The organism is Enterococcus massiliensis, assembly GCF_001050095.1.
GTDB classification, from domain to species: Bacteria; Bacillota; Bacilli; order Lactobacillales; family Enterococcaceae; genus Enterococcus_C; species Enterococcus_C songbeiensis.
Genome location: NZ_CVRN01000007.1, coordinates 231671 through 245443, shown reverse-complemented (window position 1 = coordinate 245443; position 13773 = coordinate 231671). Strand labels below are relative to the sequence as shown.

The window sequence follows — 13773 nt, the reverse complement described above, 5'->3', positions numbered from 1 at the left end:
ACAAAAAGCGACTTGTACTTTGATAAAAAATTGGTATAGTGAAGACACAAAAGAGAAATAGATTAGCAAAAGGGCGGTGTCATATATGGCAACATTGGAAGAAGCAACGAAACAGCTCCAACAGTTGGCTCACACGCAACGACAAATGCACCAGCTATTACAGAGCATGGATAGAAAAAACGAAGCAACACAAACGTTTATTTTTGATTTGACTGATTATACGCAAAGTTTAACCTTGATGACAGATCTGATTCCCGAAGAGGGTACGGCAGAACCAATCACCGTTTCAGAAATCGGCACGGTGGTGTCCCAGCAACGAGAATTATTGATGACGCTAAAAGGGTTACTGGCAGAATATCTGCAGACGACACCACAGCCGCCTCTGTGGTTTCAACAAACAAATGGGGGCTTGAGACGAATCGTAGCCAGCATAGATGGAATACTTGAGATGAACGGCTATTTATTGAAGGACAATCACGCCTTTCAACAGGAATACCCAATGGCTGAACAACAAGTAGCACCAAGAAAAGAAAGTTTTTTTAAAAAATTATTTAAAAAATAAACAATCCAACGATAGAAGCCGGAAAATCGGCTTCTATTTTTTTGAAAAAGACTATTTTTTTTGACGAAAGCTTGTTATAATTTTCTTATAAAGAAATAGGAGTGTTTTATATGGAAAATTCTAAACCTTACGGAACAGTCTTGATCCGAGCGGCTCATATCTTAGATTATTTAGCAGATCATCCGGATTTATCCCTGCAGCAGCTCTCCCGAGGAACGGAAATGACCGCTTCCACCACGCTGAAAATTTTAGATACACTCGTTTTGATCGGATATGTCAATAAAAATCAGGATAAAACCTATCGTCTGGGATCGAAATTAATCCGCTATGCCAATAAGAACATCGATCAGTTGGATCTGGTTGAATTGTCCCTACCTTACTTAGAGCAATTACAAAAATCGATTGATGAAACAATCCACTTGGGAATTTTGAACAATGCCGAGATTTTGTACGTCAACAAACTGGAGCCAAAAAATCAAACGATTCGTATGTCGTCAAAAATCGGAATCACCCGGCCGCTTTACAGCTCTGCGATGGGAAAAGCTGTGCTGTCGGAGTTTTCTGAGAGTGATTATCAAGACTATCTTAACCAGCACGAATTAGTAGCTTACACGGAACACACCATCACGAACTCGTTGAAACTGGCAAGTGAACTGAATAAAACCAAAGAATCAAAGGTCGCCTACGATGACGAAGAAATGGAAAAAGATATTTTTTGTATCGGGGCTGCCATCATGAATCAAGAAAAAATTATCGGTGCTTTCAGCGTCAGTATGCCGAAATATCGCTTGAATTCAGAGACAGAAGAAAAAATCATTACGAAAATCAAAGAAACAAAAACTGCCATTGAAAAAGAAATCGCAAAAGTCGCCAATTAATTTGTAAAAACCGTTTGCATTTTTAGAAGGTTTACGTATAATGAAGGTATAGATTTCCAATTTGTAAAAATAAATTTCTAAATAAGAAATGAGTGTGAAAGATGAAACGTGTCTCAATTTTATCCCGTCTAGAACAAACAGGTGTTGTTGCCGTCGTTCGTGGGGCAACCAAAGAAGAAGCATTGAAAGCAAGTCATGCTATCGTTGCTGGTGGATTAAAGGGCTTGGAATTAACGTTTACTGTTCCTCAAGCCGACGAAGTAATTAAAGAATTAGTCACTTACTATCAAGACCGTCCCGATGTTGTCGTTGGTGCTGGAACCGTTTTGGATGCAGTAACTGCTCGTTTAGCTATTATGGTCGGTGCAGAATATATCGTCAGCCCAACATTTGACAAAGAAACAGCAGAAATTTGTAATTTGTATCAAATTCCTTATTTACCTGGCTGTATGACGATTACCGAAATGAAAGAAGCCTTGAAGAGCGGAGCAGATATCGTGAAATTGTTCCCAGGCAGTGCGTATGGGCCTAAAATCATTTCAGCATTTAAAGCCCCATTGCCTCAATTAAACATCATGCCTACTGGCGGAGTTGGTTTAGACAATATGGAAGAATGGTTTAAAGCAGGTGTCATCACAGTTGGTGTTGGTGGAAACTTGTTGGCTCCAGCAGCAACAGGTGATTTTGACAAGGTGACGGAAGTTGCGGCACAATATGCAGCAAAATTGGCTGAGATTAGGAGCAAGTAGATGGGAAAAGTTGTAACCTTAGGCGAAATTATGTTGCGTTTATCTACACAGCAGGGTCTACGGCTAGCACAAAGCGAAGGTTTCGAAGCCCATTATGGCGGAGGCGAAGCCAATGTCGCGATTTCCTTGGCAAACTACGGGCATGAGGTTGCCTTTGCCAGTAAAGTACCAGAAAACTCATTAGGAGAAGCCGTCAAAAGACATTTGCAACGGTACGGTGTAGCCACAAATTTTCTGCTGCAAGGCGGGCCTCGACTGGGTACCTATTATATGGAATCTGGAATTGGCGAACGAGCCGCATCAGTAATTTATGATCGTGCCGGTTCAAGTTTTGCTGGAATGCAGGAAGTTGAATGGGATATGGCAAAACTTTTTGATCACGTGGATATTTTTCATATCTCCGGTATCACACCCGCTCTTTCAGCAAATTGGCGCAAGCTGACCTTGACCTTGATGCAGGCAGCAAAAAAAGCCGGCTGCAAGATCAGCTTTGATATTAATTATCGGGGAAAACTTTGGACACAAAAAGAAGCCGGCGAAACCTTGCAGGACTTATTGCCGTTGGTGGATTATTGTTCTGCAGGTAAAATGGATGCGCTCTATTTGCTGGGAATTCCTGAAATGCCAAAAGAGCAACCGAACGAAGCGATTTATTATTACCAAAAAATGCAGGAACTGTTCCCGAACATCCAAGTATTTTATTCGACGAAACGGGAAGTTTATTCTGCCAGTGCCAATCAACTGATCGGCACATTATGGATGGAAAATCAGTACTATGAATCCCAAGCACATAGGATCGATCCGATCGTTGACCGTGTTGGGGGGGGCGATGCCTTTTCTGGCGGCGTGTTACACGGGTTGCTGAATAAAGATGCTCCACAAAGCATCATCAATTTTGCGACAGCCGCTTCGGCATTGAAACATACAATTCATGGCGACTGCAATCAATTTAGTCAAACGGAAGTCGAAAGCTTTTTAGCTGCCGGCTCTGGAAAAATTATTCGATAGGAGAATGAACATGCAAAATATGGAAACAAGATATACCCACAGTCCAGTAGACATTCGTCACTATTCAACCGAAGAACTGCGTCAAGAATTTTTAGTAGAAAAGGTTTTTGTTCCCGGAGCTATCAGCTTGACCTATACCCACAATGACCGCATGATCTTTGGTGGCGTAACCCCAACAGACAAAGCGCTGGAAATCAAATTAGACAAAGAATTAGGTGTTGACTACTTCTTGGAACGTCGTGAATTAGGTGTCATCAATATTGGCGGACCTGGTTTCATTGAAATCGACGGCACCAAAGAAGCCATGAAGAAACAAGATGGCTACTATATCGGGAAAGAAACACAGCACGTGGTTTTCTCCTCAGAAGATGCCGCAAATCCGGCAAAATTCTATATCAGTTCAGTTCCAGCTCATCACAAATATCCAAACGTGAAAATCAGTATTGATGATATTAAACCAATGGAAACCGGTGAAGGCTTGACCTTGAACGAACGGAAAATTTATCAATATATTCATCCAAATATCTGTGAAAGCTGTCAATTACAAATGGGGTACACCATTCTAGAACCAGGCAGCTCATGGAATACAATGCCTTGTCACACTCATGAACGTCGGATGGAAGCCTATGTTTACTTTGATTTCCCAAGTGACGATACCCGTGTTTTCCACATGATGGGCAAACCAGATGAAACCAAACATTTAGTTGTGGATAACGAACAAGCGGTTATTTCACCAAGCTGGTCGATTCACTCCGGTGTCGGTACAAGCAACTATTCCTTTATCTGGGCAATGTGTGGCGAAAATATCACGTATACCGATATGGATATGGTCGCAATGGATCAATTGAAATAAACAATCAAATGAAACGAAAAGAGGGAAAAAGAATGGATTTTACAATGGATATGTTCCGTTTAGACGGAAAAGTTGCACTGGTTACCGGTGCGGTTTACGGTATTGGTTTTGAAATTGCCAAATCATTAGCAGCAGCAGGAGCAACGATCGTTTTTAACAACTTGGATCAAAAATCAGTGGATGAAGGATTGGCCCACTACAAAGAAGTAAACATTGAAGCAAAAGGATATGTCTGTGACGTAACCAATGAAGAAGCAGTGCAAGCAATGGTTAAACAAATCAAAGAAGATGTGGGCTCTGTGGATATTTTGGTGAACAATGCCGGAATCATCAAACGGACACCAATGATCGAAATGGCTGCCGCTGATTTCCGTCAAGTGATCGACGTGGACTTGAATGCACCCTTCATCGTAGCCAAAGCAGTTATTCCTGATATGATCGAAAAAGGCAGCGGTAAAATCATCAATATTTGTTCTATGATGAGTGAATTAGGACGTGAAACAGTCAGTGCCTATGCAGCAGCTAAAGGCGGACTGAAAATGTTAACGAAAAATATTGCGTCTGAATATGGTCAATACAATATTCAATGTAACGGCATTGGCCCTGGCTATATTGCGACACCGCAAACAGCGCCACTACGGGAAACACAAGAAAATGGCGAACGTCATCCATTCGATCAATTCATCGTTGGACGGACACCAGCAGCACGTTGGGGTACACCAACTGATTTAGCTGGTCCAGCAGTTTTCTTAGCTTCTCCTGCTTCTGATTTTGTCAATGGACATATTTTATATGTAGACGGCGGAATCTTAGCTTATATTGGAAAACAACCTTAATAAAATGAAAAAGAAGTCAAAATTCCGCGAGGAGTTTTGACTTCTTTTTGTTTATCGAAAGGCATAGCTGGTTTGATCGATCATTCGGCTTTCGCACCACTCTCTGACTTCCCCGTGAAAAATCAACGGGACTGTTTTTAGCTGGTCAACCGTTGTTTTTCCAGTCATCGCGCATAAGAGGCGTACTTCTTCTTGCCACTGTTTGATCAAAGCAATCGTATGCTCTTCCCCGTGGGTCAATAAATCGTTCAAAATTTCGCCGGAAATACCTACCGCAGAGGCGCCCAGACACAAGGCTTTGAAGATGTCGTACGCATTGCGGATGCCACCGGAAGCAACCGTGGTGAAGTGTTGGTTGATCTCGTTGGCTTCCAACAAGGAGATCACAGTGGATTGGCCCCAATCGTCCAGATACGCCAATTCCCGTTTTTTCCGCCGGGCATTTTCAACTTGGGTGAAACTTGTTCCACCGGTGCCGCTGACATCAACGGTTTGGACGCCGACAGAAACCAACTTTTGAATGGTTTCTCGGGTCATGCCAAAGCCGACTTCTTTGACCAATAGAGGAATCGAAAGATGATTTGCCAGCTTTTCAATATTTTTCAGCCAAAAAAACGCACGATCTCCTTCAGGCATCACTAATTCCTGCGGAGCGTTAAGATGCAGCTGTAACCCATCTGCGGGAAAGAGGTCCAAGGCTTTCTGGGCTTTTTCCACTGAAACTCCTGCACCAAGGTTGATTAAAATTTTTCCTTGCGGATATTCTTCCCGCATAACGGTATAGCTGGACAATAGGTCGGAATCTTTTAAGGCCGCGCTGATAGAACCGGTGGCAATCAGTAAATCGGTCTCTCTAGCGACAATCGCCAGTTTCCGATTGATTTCCTTGGTCTTTTCACTGCCGCCGGTCATGGCATTGATATAAAAAGGAGAGGAAAGTTCATAGCCCAGTAAATTGGTTCGTAAATCAACGGCCTCAAGGGAACTTTCCGGCAGGGCGTTATGAAGAAGCCGGACAGAATCAAAATCATTTTCTCTTGGTTTATGAAACGCCTTGGCTAATGAAACGTGTTCATCTTTTCGATTCATCGGAAGTCCTTTCTTGGTAGTGATAAACGTGAAGGGGAAGCGGCGTAATCGCAGCCTTTTCCCAAGCACTCATCAATGGTAAAATCCCTGATTTTTGATCGGTGATTACGATGCCGCAGTCTCCACCGCCAGCACCTGAAGATTTAGCGGTACCACCGTAAGTTTCCGCCAAGTCACAAAGCTTTTTCAGCGCAGGTGTTTCAATGATAACCCCGGTAATTGATGAAAGCTGATTTAGCAACTGTCGGTTTTGATGAATCATTTGTTTGATGCAGGCTACATTTTGAGTTTTAAAGCCTTGGATCATCGCAGTGACACAGGCTTTACTTTCAGCTAAAAATTGGGCATAGGCTTTTTGCTTTTCTTCTTTTGATTCATGAACTTGGTCGACTAAATCTGAAGTAGAAGCCGGGCTGCCGGTCCAACCAATCAATAAGCGCATTTTTTTCGGTACGGGCAAGGATTGGATTGACAGATAAGGCCAATCGGTGTTCAGCAATTCTGCTAAGGACAGTTGTTTTTTTTGTTGCCGTACCCATAAATGGTCAAAAGTGGAAAAGGCAATCCAACCACCGTAACAGCTGGCGGCGATATCTCCGCAGGAGCCATTGCCTTGCACATCTAAATGGGCAAGGGCGGCGATTTTGAAGATTTCCATTTGACTGAGATGCAACTCATAGAAACTATTTAGCGCTTTGACGGTGGCTACAGTTACGGCACCGCTGGAACCAAGTCCGTATTTACGACCGTTGGAGCTGTCCAGCTCACTGGTTACTTTTAAATCATAAAAAGAAAGTGCAACTGCATTTTCTTGGGCATATTTTTCTGTTAAACGAATCGCCGCTAAGATGTAATGAAAGGGATTTTCCCGAATATCTAAGGTTAATTCACCATTACGACGGGTCCAGCGAATCGGCAATTCACTGTATTGTGTCGATTGGATACTGCCGTTTTTTTTGGCTGGCTCAATAGTCACCGTGATAAATTGATCAACGGCCGCAATGATGGCGGGATGACCTGGTTCAACGACGGCATATTCGCCAGCGATGTATAATTTGCCGGGGGCTGTGACTTCGATCATTTGAATGCTCCTTCAATCGTTTGGATTCCTGTTCCAGCGTAAGCAGTGATGACTTGCTGCTCACTGAAAATTTCTTGTAATGCGGCGGTAATTTTTGCCACATGTTGGCGTTGACAAAGAACTTTGACGTTCGGACCGGCATCCATAGTGAAGTAGCAGGGAATCCCTTTTTTACGCAAGTCTCTGACTGCATTCATTGCCGTCAAACTTTGAGGCGACCAGTAGGTGAATGGTGGTTGAGCGGCTAAAGTCGTCCCGTGCATTTTTAATCCATTGGCTTCCATGACTTCACCAAGCTGTTGGAAATTTTTTTGATGAATCGCTTGTTTTAATTGGTGCAAATCGTCATCAACAGTTGCCAACCAACCGGGATAAAAGCTGGAAGTAGCGACCGTTCGTTTCATACCGTCACGACTGGAAACATCTTTTTGCTGGTCATTGATCAAAACAAAAACCATGGCTAATTCTTTTTCCCAACCCGCCGCCTCGATTGGTTGAGCGAAGGAAGTTTCATCGGAGTTTCCTTTTTCCCATTCGACAAAACCACCGAAAATACTCCGACATGCCGATCCAGAACCGCGACGAGCTAAGCGCGACAAATCTTTATCGTTTAGTTTCATCTGTAGGGCTTCGTTGCAGGCGCCGGCTAGGGCAGCCAATCCGCTGGCAGAAGAAGCCAATCCAGCGGCGGTGGGAACAAAATTATGACTTTCTACCTTTGCAAAAAGGGGAGAGCCGGCTTGTTTTCTAACCAATGTTAAAAAATCGCTGACTTTTTTTGTTCCTTTGGCACTTTGTTCGAGGCCATCCAAATAAAAAGTATCAGCAGAATATTCTTCGGAAAAACAAACCGTTGTTTCAGTATAAAAAGCGTCCAGTGTCAAGGACAGACTATTGTTCATTGGTAAAATCAGTTCTTCATTTTTTTTGCCCCAATATTTTATCAGCGCAATATTGGTATACGCCCGGGCACTTCCCTTATACATGTTGATAAACTCCTAATTCTTGGACCCAGGTCGCAGTTGCCCCTTGGTCGCTTAATTTTTTCGCAATGTTTTGCGCCTGCGTTTGATCGGCTGCTAATGCAATCAAGCACCCTCCACGACCGCCACCGGTCAATTTAGCTCCTAATGCGCCGGCGGTTCGGGCAGTTTCGATCAAGTGATCTAATGTTCCATCGCTGACCTGCAAAGCCTGTAATGCGGTTTGCGCCAAGTTCATCACCTCTCCTAGAACTAACGGCTGGTTTTTACTGATGGCCTCTTTGGCTCTTTCTGCTAAACTTCCCAGTTGTTGAATGGTGTGGGCAGTTTCCTGTCGATTTTGTTCAAAGGCTTGAGCAACTGCACGAACGGTATCACGGGTACGTCCTTTTTTTCCCGTATCGGCAACAACAAGGCACGCATCAATATTTAATAGAAATTCCTGAAAAGGTGCGCCCTTTTGAAAATAAATCGGCATTTCGCCGCTGGTCGCCGCTCCGTCAATACCGCTGGGGTTGCCGTGGGCGATTTTTTCTGATTGATTGACATAATAAAGCAGCGTCGATTTATCCAGCGGCAGATTTAGCCAATCGAAAAAAGCACGAGTGATCGCCACTGCTGTTGCAGCGCTGGAACCCATTCCCCGTTCAGCAGGGATCGTGCTTTCTAAAGTTAATGTCAGATTTGGTGCAGAATATTTCTGCTTTAATGTTTGCAGCAGATGTTTGATATTTTTTAAGGCAGAAGGAGCATTTTTCAGCTGCCCATTATAATAGACAGAAAATAAGGTATCTTCCCTGTCTTCTGTGATCGTAGCTTGGATACAGGCTGCTTTAAAAGGGAAGGCGATTGCCGGTTCACCGTAAATAACGGAATGTTCACCCATTAAAATGATTTTTCCATTGGCGATCCCCGTACCGCGTGTCTTCATTTCTTGACCCCTTTTCTTAAAAAAATAATTATTGATAGATAATATTGAACTAAAAAATGACTCTTGCCTGTCTATTCTACTAAATAAATTTGCATCCGTTAATAGATTATAAAAAAATCACGATTTTTTACGGTATTTCTTAATAATTTTTTTGAAAAACTAGCCTATTTTTTACTTGTTTTTTTGATACTGATACTATATATTGGGTGATGTACTTATTGAAGTAAGTGAAAAATACAATATTTAGTGATGAAGTGAGTTGGAGGTCTATGAGCGTGATAGTTTTAGCGGGTACCATCGGAGCAGGTAAATCCAGCCTGACAGCTATGTTGTCAGATTATTTGAATAGTGAAGCTTTTTATGAATCAGTAGATGATAATGAAGTCTTGCCTTTGTTTTATGCAGATCCAAATAAATATGCATTTTTGCTGCAAATTTATTTTTTAAACAAACGGTTTGAATTGATCAAACGGGCATTGACGAATGAAAACAATGTATTGGATCGTTCGATTTATGAAGATTCGTTGCTGTTTCATCTGAATGCTGATTTGGGACGGGCAACAGACACGGAAGTACGGGTCTATGATGAATTGCTGGCAAATATGTTGGAAGAATTGCCTTATGCCGCTCATAAAAAACATCCGGATCTGCTGGTGCACATTCGGGTATCCTTCGAAACGATGTTGGCACGTATCCAAAAACGTGGGCGGGAATATGAACAATTAGAATTCGACCCAACCTTATACGATTACTACAAAGAATTAAATCGCCGCTACGATCAATGGTTTGAAGACTATAACGAAAGTCCGAAAATTCAAATTGACGGCGACAAATATAATTTTGTTGAAGATCCACAAGCCGCTGAGATGGTGTTGAAAATGATCGATGAAAAGATTGCTGAAACACGCCAATTGCAAGCAGCAGGATAACTAAGTAACGGATTCCTCCAAATACCGCCAAATGGTTCAAAGTAGCCATTTTGGTCGTTTTTGGAGTTTTTTTTGTTATTCTGTTTAAGAAAGGGAGCGAGAAAAGTGGAACAAACACGCAGATTTAATCAGGAAAAATCAATCTGGATCCATGTCAACCAACAAGACACAGCAGAGATCCGTAAGTTACAAAGTCAATACCAAATCAGCGATGAAATGCTGCGGTATTCTTTGGATAAAAATGAACGGGCCCGAGTGGAATATGATTCCGAGGAGTCGGCATTTCTTTTGGTGTTCAATGTTCCTCATCAGGAAAAGGAGGACAATCACTATGAAGCCAGTCCCATGACCTTCATCATCAAAGAAAATTGCGTTTTTTCCTTCGCTTCTGAGCAGACGGACTACATTCAACCGCTAATGGCTTCAATTTTGCAAAAAATGCCGGAACAAAGCCAGTTTAGCTTTCTGTTCCATACATTGTTTTTGATTGCCGATGCCTTCTTTCCGCTGATCGAAGAAGTCAATGGGCAACGTGTCCGGCTGAATAAACGGTTACGAGAAAAGACGACCAATAAAAATTTATTGGAGCTTTCAGATTTAGAGGTCGGTTTGGTTTATTTAGTGACGGCGACCAAACAAAATGCTGTCTTACTGCAACAAATCAAAGCCTTGAGCTTTTTCCGACAATTAAACGCCACAGAACAAGAACAGTTAGATGATGCATTAATCGAAGCACAACAAGCTGTAGAGATGACACAATTAGCTTCTCAGGTATTGGAGCAGCTTTCCGGGGCATACAATAATCTATTGAACAATAATCTGAATGACACGATGAAATTTTTGACTTTGTGGTCACTGATGCTGACGGTGCCGACAATTGTTACCGGCTTTTTCGGTATGAATATGCCGCTGCCGTTTTCAAAATCAGCATTTGGCTGGGGAATCGTCGTTTTAATCAGCTTGTTTCTAGCTATTTGGATGTTTATCGGTTTTTGGCGGCGGATTCGCTGATTAGACAATCACCAATCCGAGACCGGCAGCAATCGTAAGGGCTTGTTCTTGATTGACGATTAGACCTGTCATGTGTTCCTGAGATAAGGCAATCTTGTCGAAAGTATTAGTAGTAAAGTCCAGACCGTTAAGGGGCGTGCGAAACCAATTGCTGCCGGTCAATTCATTTTTCGTCAGAGTCAGTTGTTTCCAGTTGATTTCATAAAATTCACTGTCTACCAATTGACAGTCGCTAAAATCAACCGTTTTTAAATTGGTATTGCTGAAAGAAGCGAAGGTGGCTACGCAATTGCTGAAGGTACAGTCCCGCAGAAAACTTTCGGCAAAATTCGTGCCGATTAGTTTGCATTGGTCGAACCATACTTGATGGAAACTGCCGGCAAGCCATTCCAAATTAGAAAAATCACAATTTTTAAAAAGAACATTACTACATTCGAAACGTTCCAAACGGGTCTTTTGCATAGTGATCCGTTCGAGTGTTGTGTCCCGCAAAATCAAGTTATTACAAGTTAGATAGCTGTAGTCCAGATTGCTGGCGGACAAGCCTTCAAACATCATTTCATCCTCTAAATAAAAGTCGGATGTAACCGGTTCGGTGAGTTGGGGCTTGATTGGTGTTTTCTTTTTCAATATTTTTTCCTCCTGGAAGGTTTATTGGTGTAAATAATAGCAAATCTTGCAAAAAATGTCACTTTTTTAAAGAAAAGTCTTAAAAACTGACATGTGAAAAAATTTTCTAGAGAAATTCTTAAGAAATTTATTGCTTGATATATCAATCGTTTGAAAGATAACGTTTTTTATTTTTAGAGCAAGAAGGATTCACAAGCAAAAAGATGGCTTTGTGACGGATTGTGCAATAAAATGAAACCGCAATCAACTAGAGGAGGAATTTTTTTTATGACAAAGACAGTTATTGTCGGCGCAAATCACGCTGGGATCGCCGCAGCGAATACTTTATTGGACAACTTTGAAGAGCAAGAGGTCGTAATGATCGACCGCAATACGAATCTAAGCTATCTTGGCTGTGGGACTGCCTTATGGGTTGGTCGCCAAATTGATTCTTATGAAGGACTTTTCTATACAAAACGAGAAGATTTTGAAGCAAAAGGCGCTAAAATGTATATGGAAACGGTGGTCAATGAGATTGATTTTGACAAGAAAGAAGTCCATTGCCAAACAAAAGACGGTGAAACCTTTACAGAAACCTATGACAAATTGGTGTTAGCAACCGGTTCAGTTCCTATTTCACCAAAAGTTCCTGGACGGGAATTACAAAATATCCATTTCTTGAAGCGATTCCAAGATGGTCAAGTTGTGGATAAGGAATTGGGTGCGGAAGAAGTAAAAAATGTTGCCGTTATCGGAGCCGGCTATATCGGAGTTGAAATCGCCGAAGCTGCAAAACGCCGTGGCAAAAATGTGCTGCTGTTTGATATGGCGGAACGTTCTCTGCCTAGCTATTATGACAAATGGTTCACCGATGACATGGACAAAAATTTGGCTGAGCATGGTATCGAACTTCATTTAGGTGAAGTTGCCAAAGAATACAAAGGAACTGAAAAAGTGGAAGCCGTTGTGACAGATAAGGGAGAATATCCTGTTGATTTAGTCATTAACGCCATCGGTTTTTTACCAAATAATGAATTAGGCAAAAACCATTTGGAATTGTTTGCAAATGGTGCATATCTTGTGGATCGTCACCAACAAACAAGTGACCCAGATGTCTACGCAGTGGGAGACTGTGCAACAATCTATTCCAACGCATTGCAAAAGACCACGTATATTGCCTTGGCAACCAATGCCGTTCGTTCCGGATTAGTTGCCGGTTACAATATCGGTGGAGCACAGGTTGCTTCTGAAGGCGTGCAAGGCTCAAACGGCATCTCGATTTTCGGCTTTAACATGGTTTCGACTGGCTTATCCGTAGAAGCTGCTGAAAAAAATGGACTGACAGTCAAATATACAGACTTTGAAGATTTGCAACGCCCTGGATTTATGAAACACAATGCAAATGTAAAAATCAGAATCGTTTATGAGGCAGAAACCCGCCGAGTAGTAGGTGCGCAGTTGTCTTCGACAGAAGATATTTCTATGGTGATCCACATGTTCTCCTTAGCCATTTCAGAACAAGTGACTATCGATAAACTGAAACTATTGGATATTTTCTTCCTGCCTCACTTCAACCAACCGTATAATTATATTACGATGGCAGCTTTGTCCGCAAAATAAGCAACCTACCAGTTTGGAAAATGGCAACATTTTTCAGACTGGTATTTTTTTTCTTCTTAGCAGATAATGAAAAAAAGGAGAGTGGCAAATGGACTACCAACGGATAACTGAAACACACGCAGCAGATTTACGTCTGCCTAATGATACCTTTGAACTGTTTGGTCGCATGATCGTTAGTCGAATAGAGGAAAAATGGCAATACCGAACAGTTTTTTTTGATACCGTTGAAACGATGGTTTTTCCGGATGAGAACTACACGTATAAAGAAGTGAATGAAAAAGGCTTTGCCGTCGGTGCCTATGATGGGAAAAACTGCATTGGTTTGGCGATTTTTGAACATCACTGGGCAGGATATGCCTACTTGCAGGATTTAAAAGTTAACAAGGCGTATCGAAAACAAGGTGTCGCAGGAGAATTGATTGCAAAGGGGCTTGAACTTGCCAAAGAAAACGGCTATCACGGTTTATTTACCATCGGACAGGATAATAATTTGGCGGCTTGTCTTTTCTATCTCAAACAAGGGTTTGTGATCGGTGGTTTGAACACGAAAAGCTACCAACATACACAACAAGAAGGCAAGTCGGATATTTATTTTTATTTGGAAGGATAGGAAGATTTTTGTTGTTTTCATGAA

Annotated in this window: 15 protein-coding genes; 10 read left to right on the top strand and 5 right to left on the bottom strand. The window is 42.0% G+C overall.

What is annotated here, in order from left to right; genetic code table 11:
* Positions 1-85: 85 nt before the first annotated feature.
* The 6 genes from BN1875_RS08465 to BN1875_RS08440 all read left to right on the top strand — a co-directional run bounded on the left by BN1875_RS08465 (position 86) and on the right by BN1875_RS08440 (position 4886).
* Positions 86-562 carry a hypothetical protein gene (locus BN1875_RS08465; RefSeq protein ID WP_048604416.1) on the top strand — a complete coding sequence of 159 codons (477 nt, stop codon included), beginning with the start codon at positions 86-88 and terminating at the stop codon, positions 560-562.
* A gap of 110 nt (positions 563-672) precedes the next feature.
* Complete coding sequence (locus BN1875_RS08460) at positions 673-1440, top strand: IclR family transcriptional regulator (protein WP_048604415.1); 768 nt, start codon at positions 673-675, stop codon at positions 1438-1440.
* A 101-nt stretch (positions 1441-1541) separates the two neighbouring features.
* Positions 1542-2189 (top strand): bifunctional 4-hydroxy-2-oxoglutarate aldolase/2-dehydro-3-deoxy-phosphogluconate aldolase, encoded by a 648-nt coding sequence (locus BN1875_RS08455; RefSeq protein WP_048604414.1) that lies wholly within the window; start codon positions 1542-1544, stop codon positions 2187-2189.
* Positions 2190-3197, top strand: a complete 1008-nt coding sequence (locus BN1875_RS08450; RefSeq protein WP_048604413.1) for a sugar kinase — start codon at positions 2190-2192, stop codon at positions 3195-3197.
* Between the two features lie 10 nt (positions 3198-3207).
* Positions 3208-4050, top strand: a complete 843-nt coding sequence (gene kduI, locus BN1875_RS08445; protein ID WP_048604412.1) for a 5-dehydro-4-deoxy-D-glucuronate isomerase — start codon at positions 3208-3210, stop codon at positions 4048-4050.
* Between the two features lie 32 nt (positions 4051-4082).
* A complete protein-coding gene (locus BN1875_RS08440) occupies positions 4083-4886 on the top strand; it encodes a gluconate 5-dehydrogenase (RefSeq protein ID WP_048604411.1) in 804 nt (267 codons plus the stop codon).
* Positions 4887-4937: 51 nt separating this feature from the next.
* Here BN1875_RS08440 and fni read toward each other — a convergent pair whose 3' ends face one another.
* From fni to mvk, 4 genes are read right to left on the bottom strand one after another with little or no spacing between them, the layout of a single operon-like run.
* A complete protein-coding gene (gene fni, locus BN1875_RS08435) occupies positions 4938-5975 on the bottom strand; it encodes a type 2 isopentenyl-diphosphate Delta-isomerase (RefSeq protein WP_048604410.1) in 1038 nt (345 codons plus the stop codon).
* Entirely contained in the window at positions 5959-7056 is a 1098-nt protein-coding gene (locus tag BN1875_RS08430) for a phosphomevalonate kinase (RefSeq protein WP_048604409.1), read from the bottom strand. The genes fni and BN1875_RS08430 overlap by 17 nt, the downstream gene beginning before the upstream one ends.
* Complete coding sequence (gene mvaD / locus BN1875_RS08425) at positions 7053-8042, bottom strand: diphosphomevalonate decarboxylase (protein ID WP_048604408.1); 990 nt, start codon at positions 8040-8042, stop codon at positions 7053-7055. Before mvaD ends, BN1875_RS08430 begins: the two co-directional genes overlap by 4 nt.
* Positions 8035-8970, bottom strand: coding sequence for a mevalonate kinase (gene mvk / locus BN1875_RS08420; RefSeq protein ID WP_048604407.1), 936 nt, complete (start codon positions 8968-8970; stop codon positions 8035-8037). Before mvk ends, mvaD begins: the two co-directional genes overlap by 8 nt.
* Before the next feature lie 269 nt (positions 8971-9239).
* Here mvk and BN1875_RS08415 point away from each other — a divergent pair, with 269 nt between their 5' ends.
* Positions 9240-9899: a deoxynucleoside kinase gene (locus BN1875_RS08415; RefSeq protein WP_048604406.1), complete on the top strand. Its 660-nt coding sequence runs from the start codon at positions 9240-9242 to the stop codon at positions 9897-9899.
* Positions 9900-10004: 105 nt separating this feature from the next.
* The gene (locus BN1875_RS08410) at positions 10005-10910 is read left to right on the top strand and encodes a magnesium transporter CorA family protein (protein WP_048604405.1); all 906 of its coding nucleotides are present in this window, start codon (positions 10005-10007) and stop codon (positions 10908-10910) included.
* Here the strand turns inward: BN1875_RS08410 and BN1875_RS08405 are convergent, their stop codons facing one another.
* Complete coding sequence (locus BN1875_RS08405; RefSeq protein WP_048604404.1) at positions 10911-11540, bottom strand: pentapeptide repeat-containing protein; 630 nt, start codon at positions 11538-11540, stop codon at positions 10911-10913. It lies immediately after the preceding gene.
* A gap of 267 nt (positions 11541-11807) precedes the next feature.
* Here BN1875_RS08405 and nox point away from each other — a divergent pair, with 267 nt between their 5' ends.
* Complete coding sequence (gene nox / locus BN1875_RS08400) at positions 11808-13139, top strand: H2O-forming NADH oxidase (protein WP_048604403.1); 1332 nt, start codon at positions 11808-11810, stop codon at positions 13137-13139.
* 88 nt (positions 13140-13227) lie between these two features.
* Positions 13228-13749, top strand: a complete 522-nt coding sequence (locus BN1875_RS08395) for a GNAT family N-acetyltransferase (protein WP_048604402.1) — start codon at positions 13228-13230, stop codon at positions 13747-13749.
* Positions 13750-13773 lie beyond the last annotated feature (24 nt).

Coding starts and splice junctions, on each gene's coding strand:
- BN1875_RS08465 (WP_048604416.1), top strand. CDS start 86: ATGGCAACATTGGAAGAAGCAACGAAACAGCTCCAACAGTTGGCTCAC.
- BN1875_RS08460 (WP_048604415.1), top strand. CDS start 673: ATGGAAAATTCTAAACCTTACGGAACAGTCTTGATCCGAGCGGCTCAT.
- BN1875_RS08455 (WP_048604414.1), top strand. CDS start 1,542: ATGAAACGTGTCTCAATTTTATCCCGTCTAGAACAAACAGGTGTTGTT.
- BN1875_RS08450 (WP_048604413.1), top strand. CDS start 2,190: ATGGGAAAAGTTGTAACCTTAGGCGAAATTATGTTGCGTTTATCTACA.
- kduI (WP_048604412.1), top strand. CDS start 3,208: ATGCAAAATATGGAAACAAGATATACCCACAGTCCAGTAGACATTCGT.
- BN1875_RS08440 (WP_048604411.1), top strand. CDS start 4,083: ATGGATTTTACAATGGATATGTTCCGTTTAGACGGAAAAGTTGCACTG.
- fni (WP_048604410.1), bottom strand. CDS start 5,975: ATGAATCGAAAAGATGAACACGTTTCATTAGCCAAGGCGTTTCATAAA.
- BN1875_RS08430 (WP_048604409.1), bottom strand. CDS start 7,056: ATGATCGAAGTCACAGCCCCCGGCAAATTATACATCGCTGGCGAATAT.
- mvaD (WP_048604408.1), bottom strand. CDS start 8,042: ATGTATAAGGGAAGTGCCCGGGCGTATACCAATATTGCGCTGATAAAA.
- mvk (WP_048604407.1), bottom strand. CDS start 8,970: ATGAAGACACGCGGTACGGGGATCGCCAATGGAAAAATCATTTTAATG.
- BN1875_RS08415 (WP_048604406.1), top strand. CDS start 9,240: ATGAGCGTGATAGTTTTAGCGGGTACCATCGGAGCAGGTAAATCCAGC.
- nox (WP_048604403.1), top strand. CDS start 11,808: ATGACAAAGACAGTTATTGTCGGCGCAAATCACGCTGGGATCGCCGCA.
- BN1875_RS08395 (WP_048604402.1), top strand. CDS start 13,228: ATGGACTACCAACGGATAACTGAAACACACGCAGCAGATTTACGTCTG.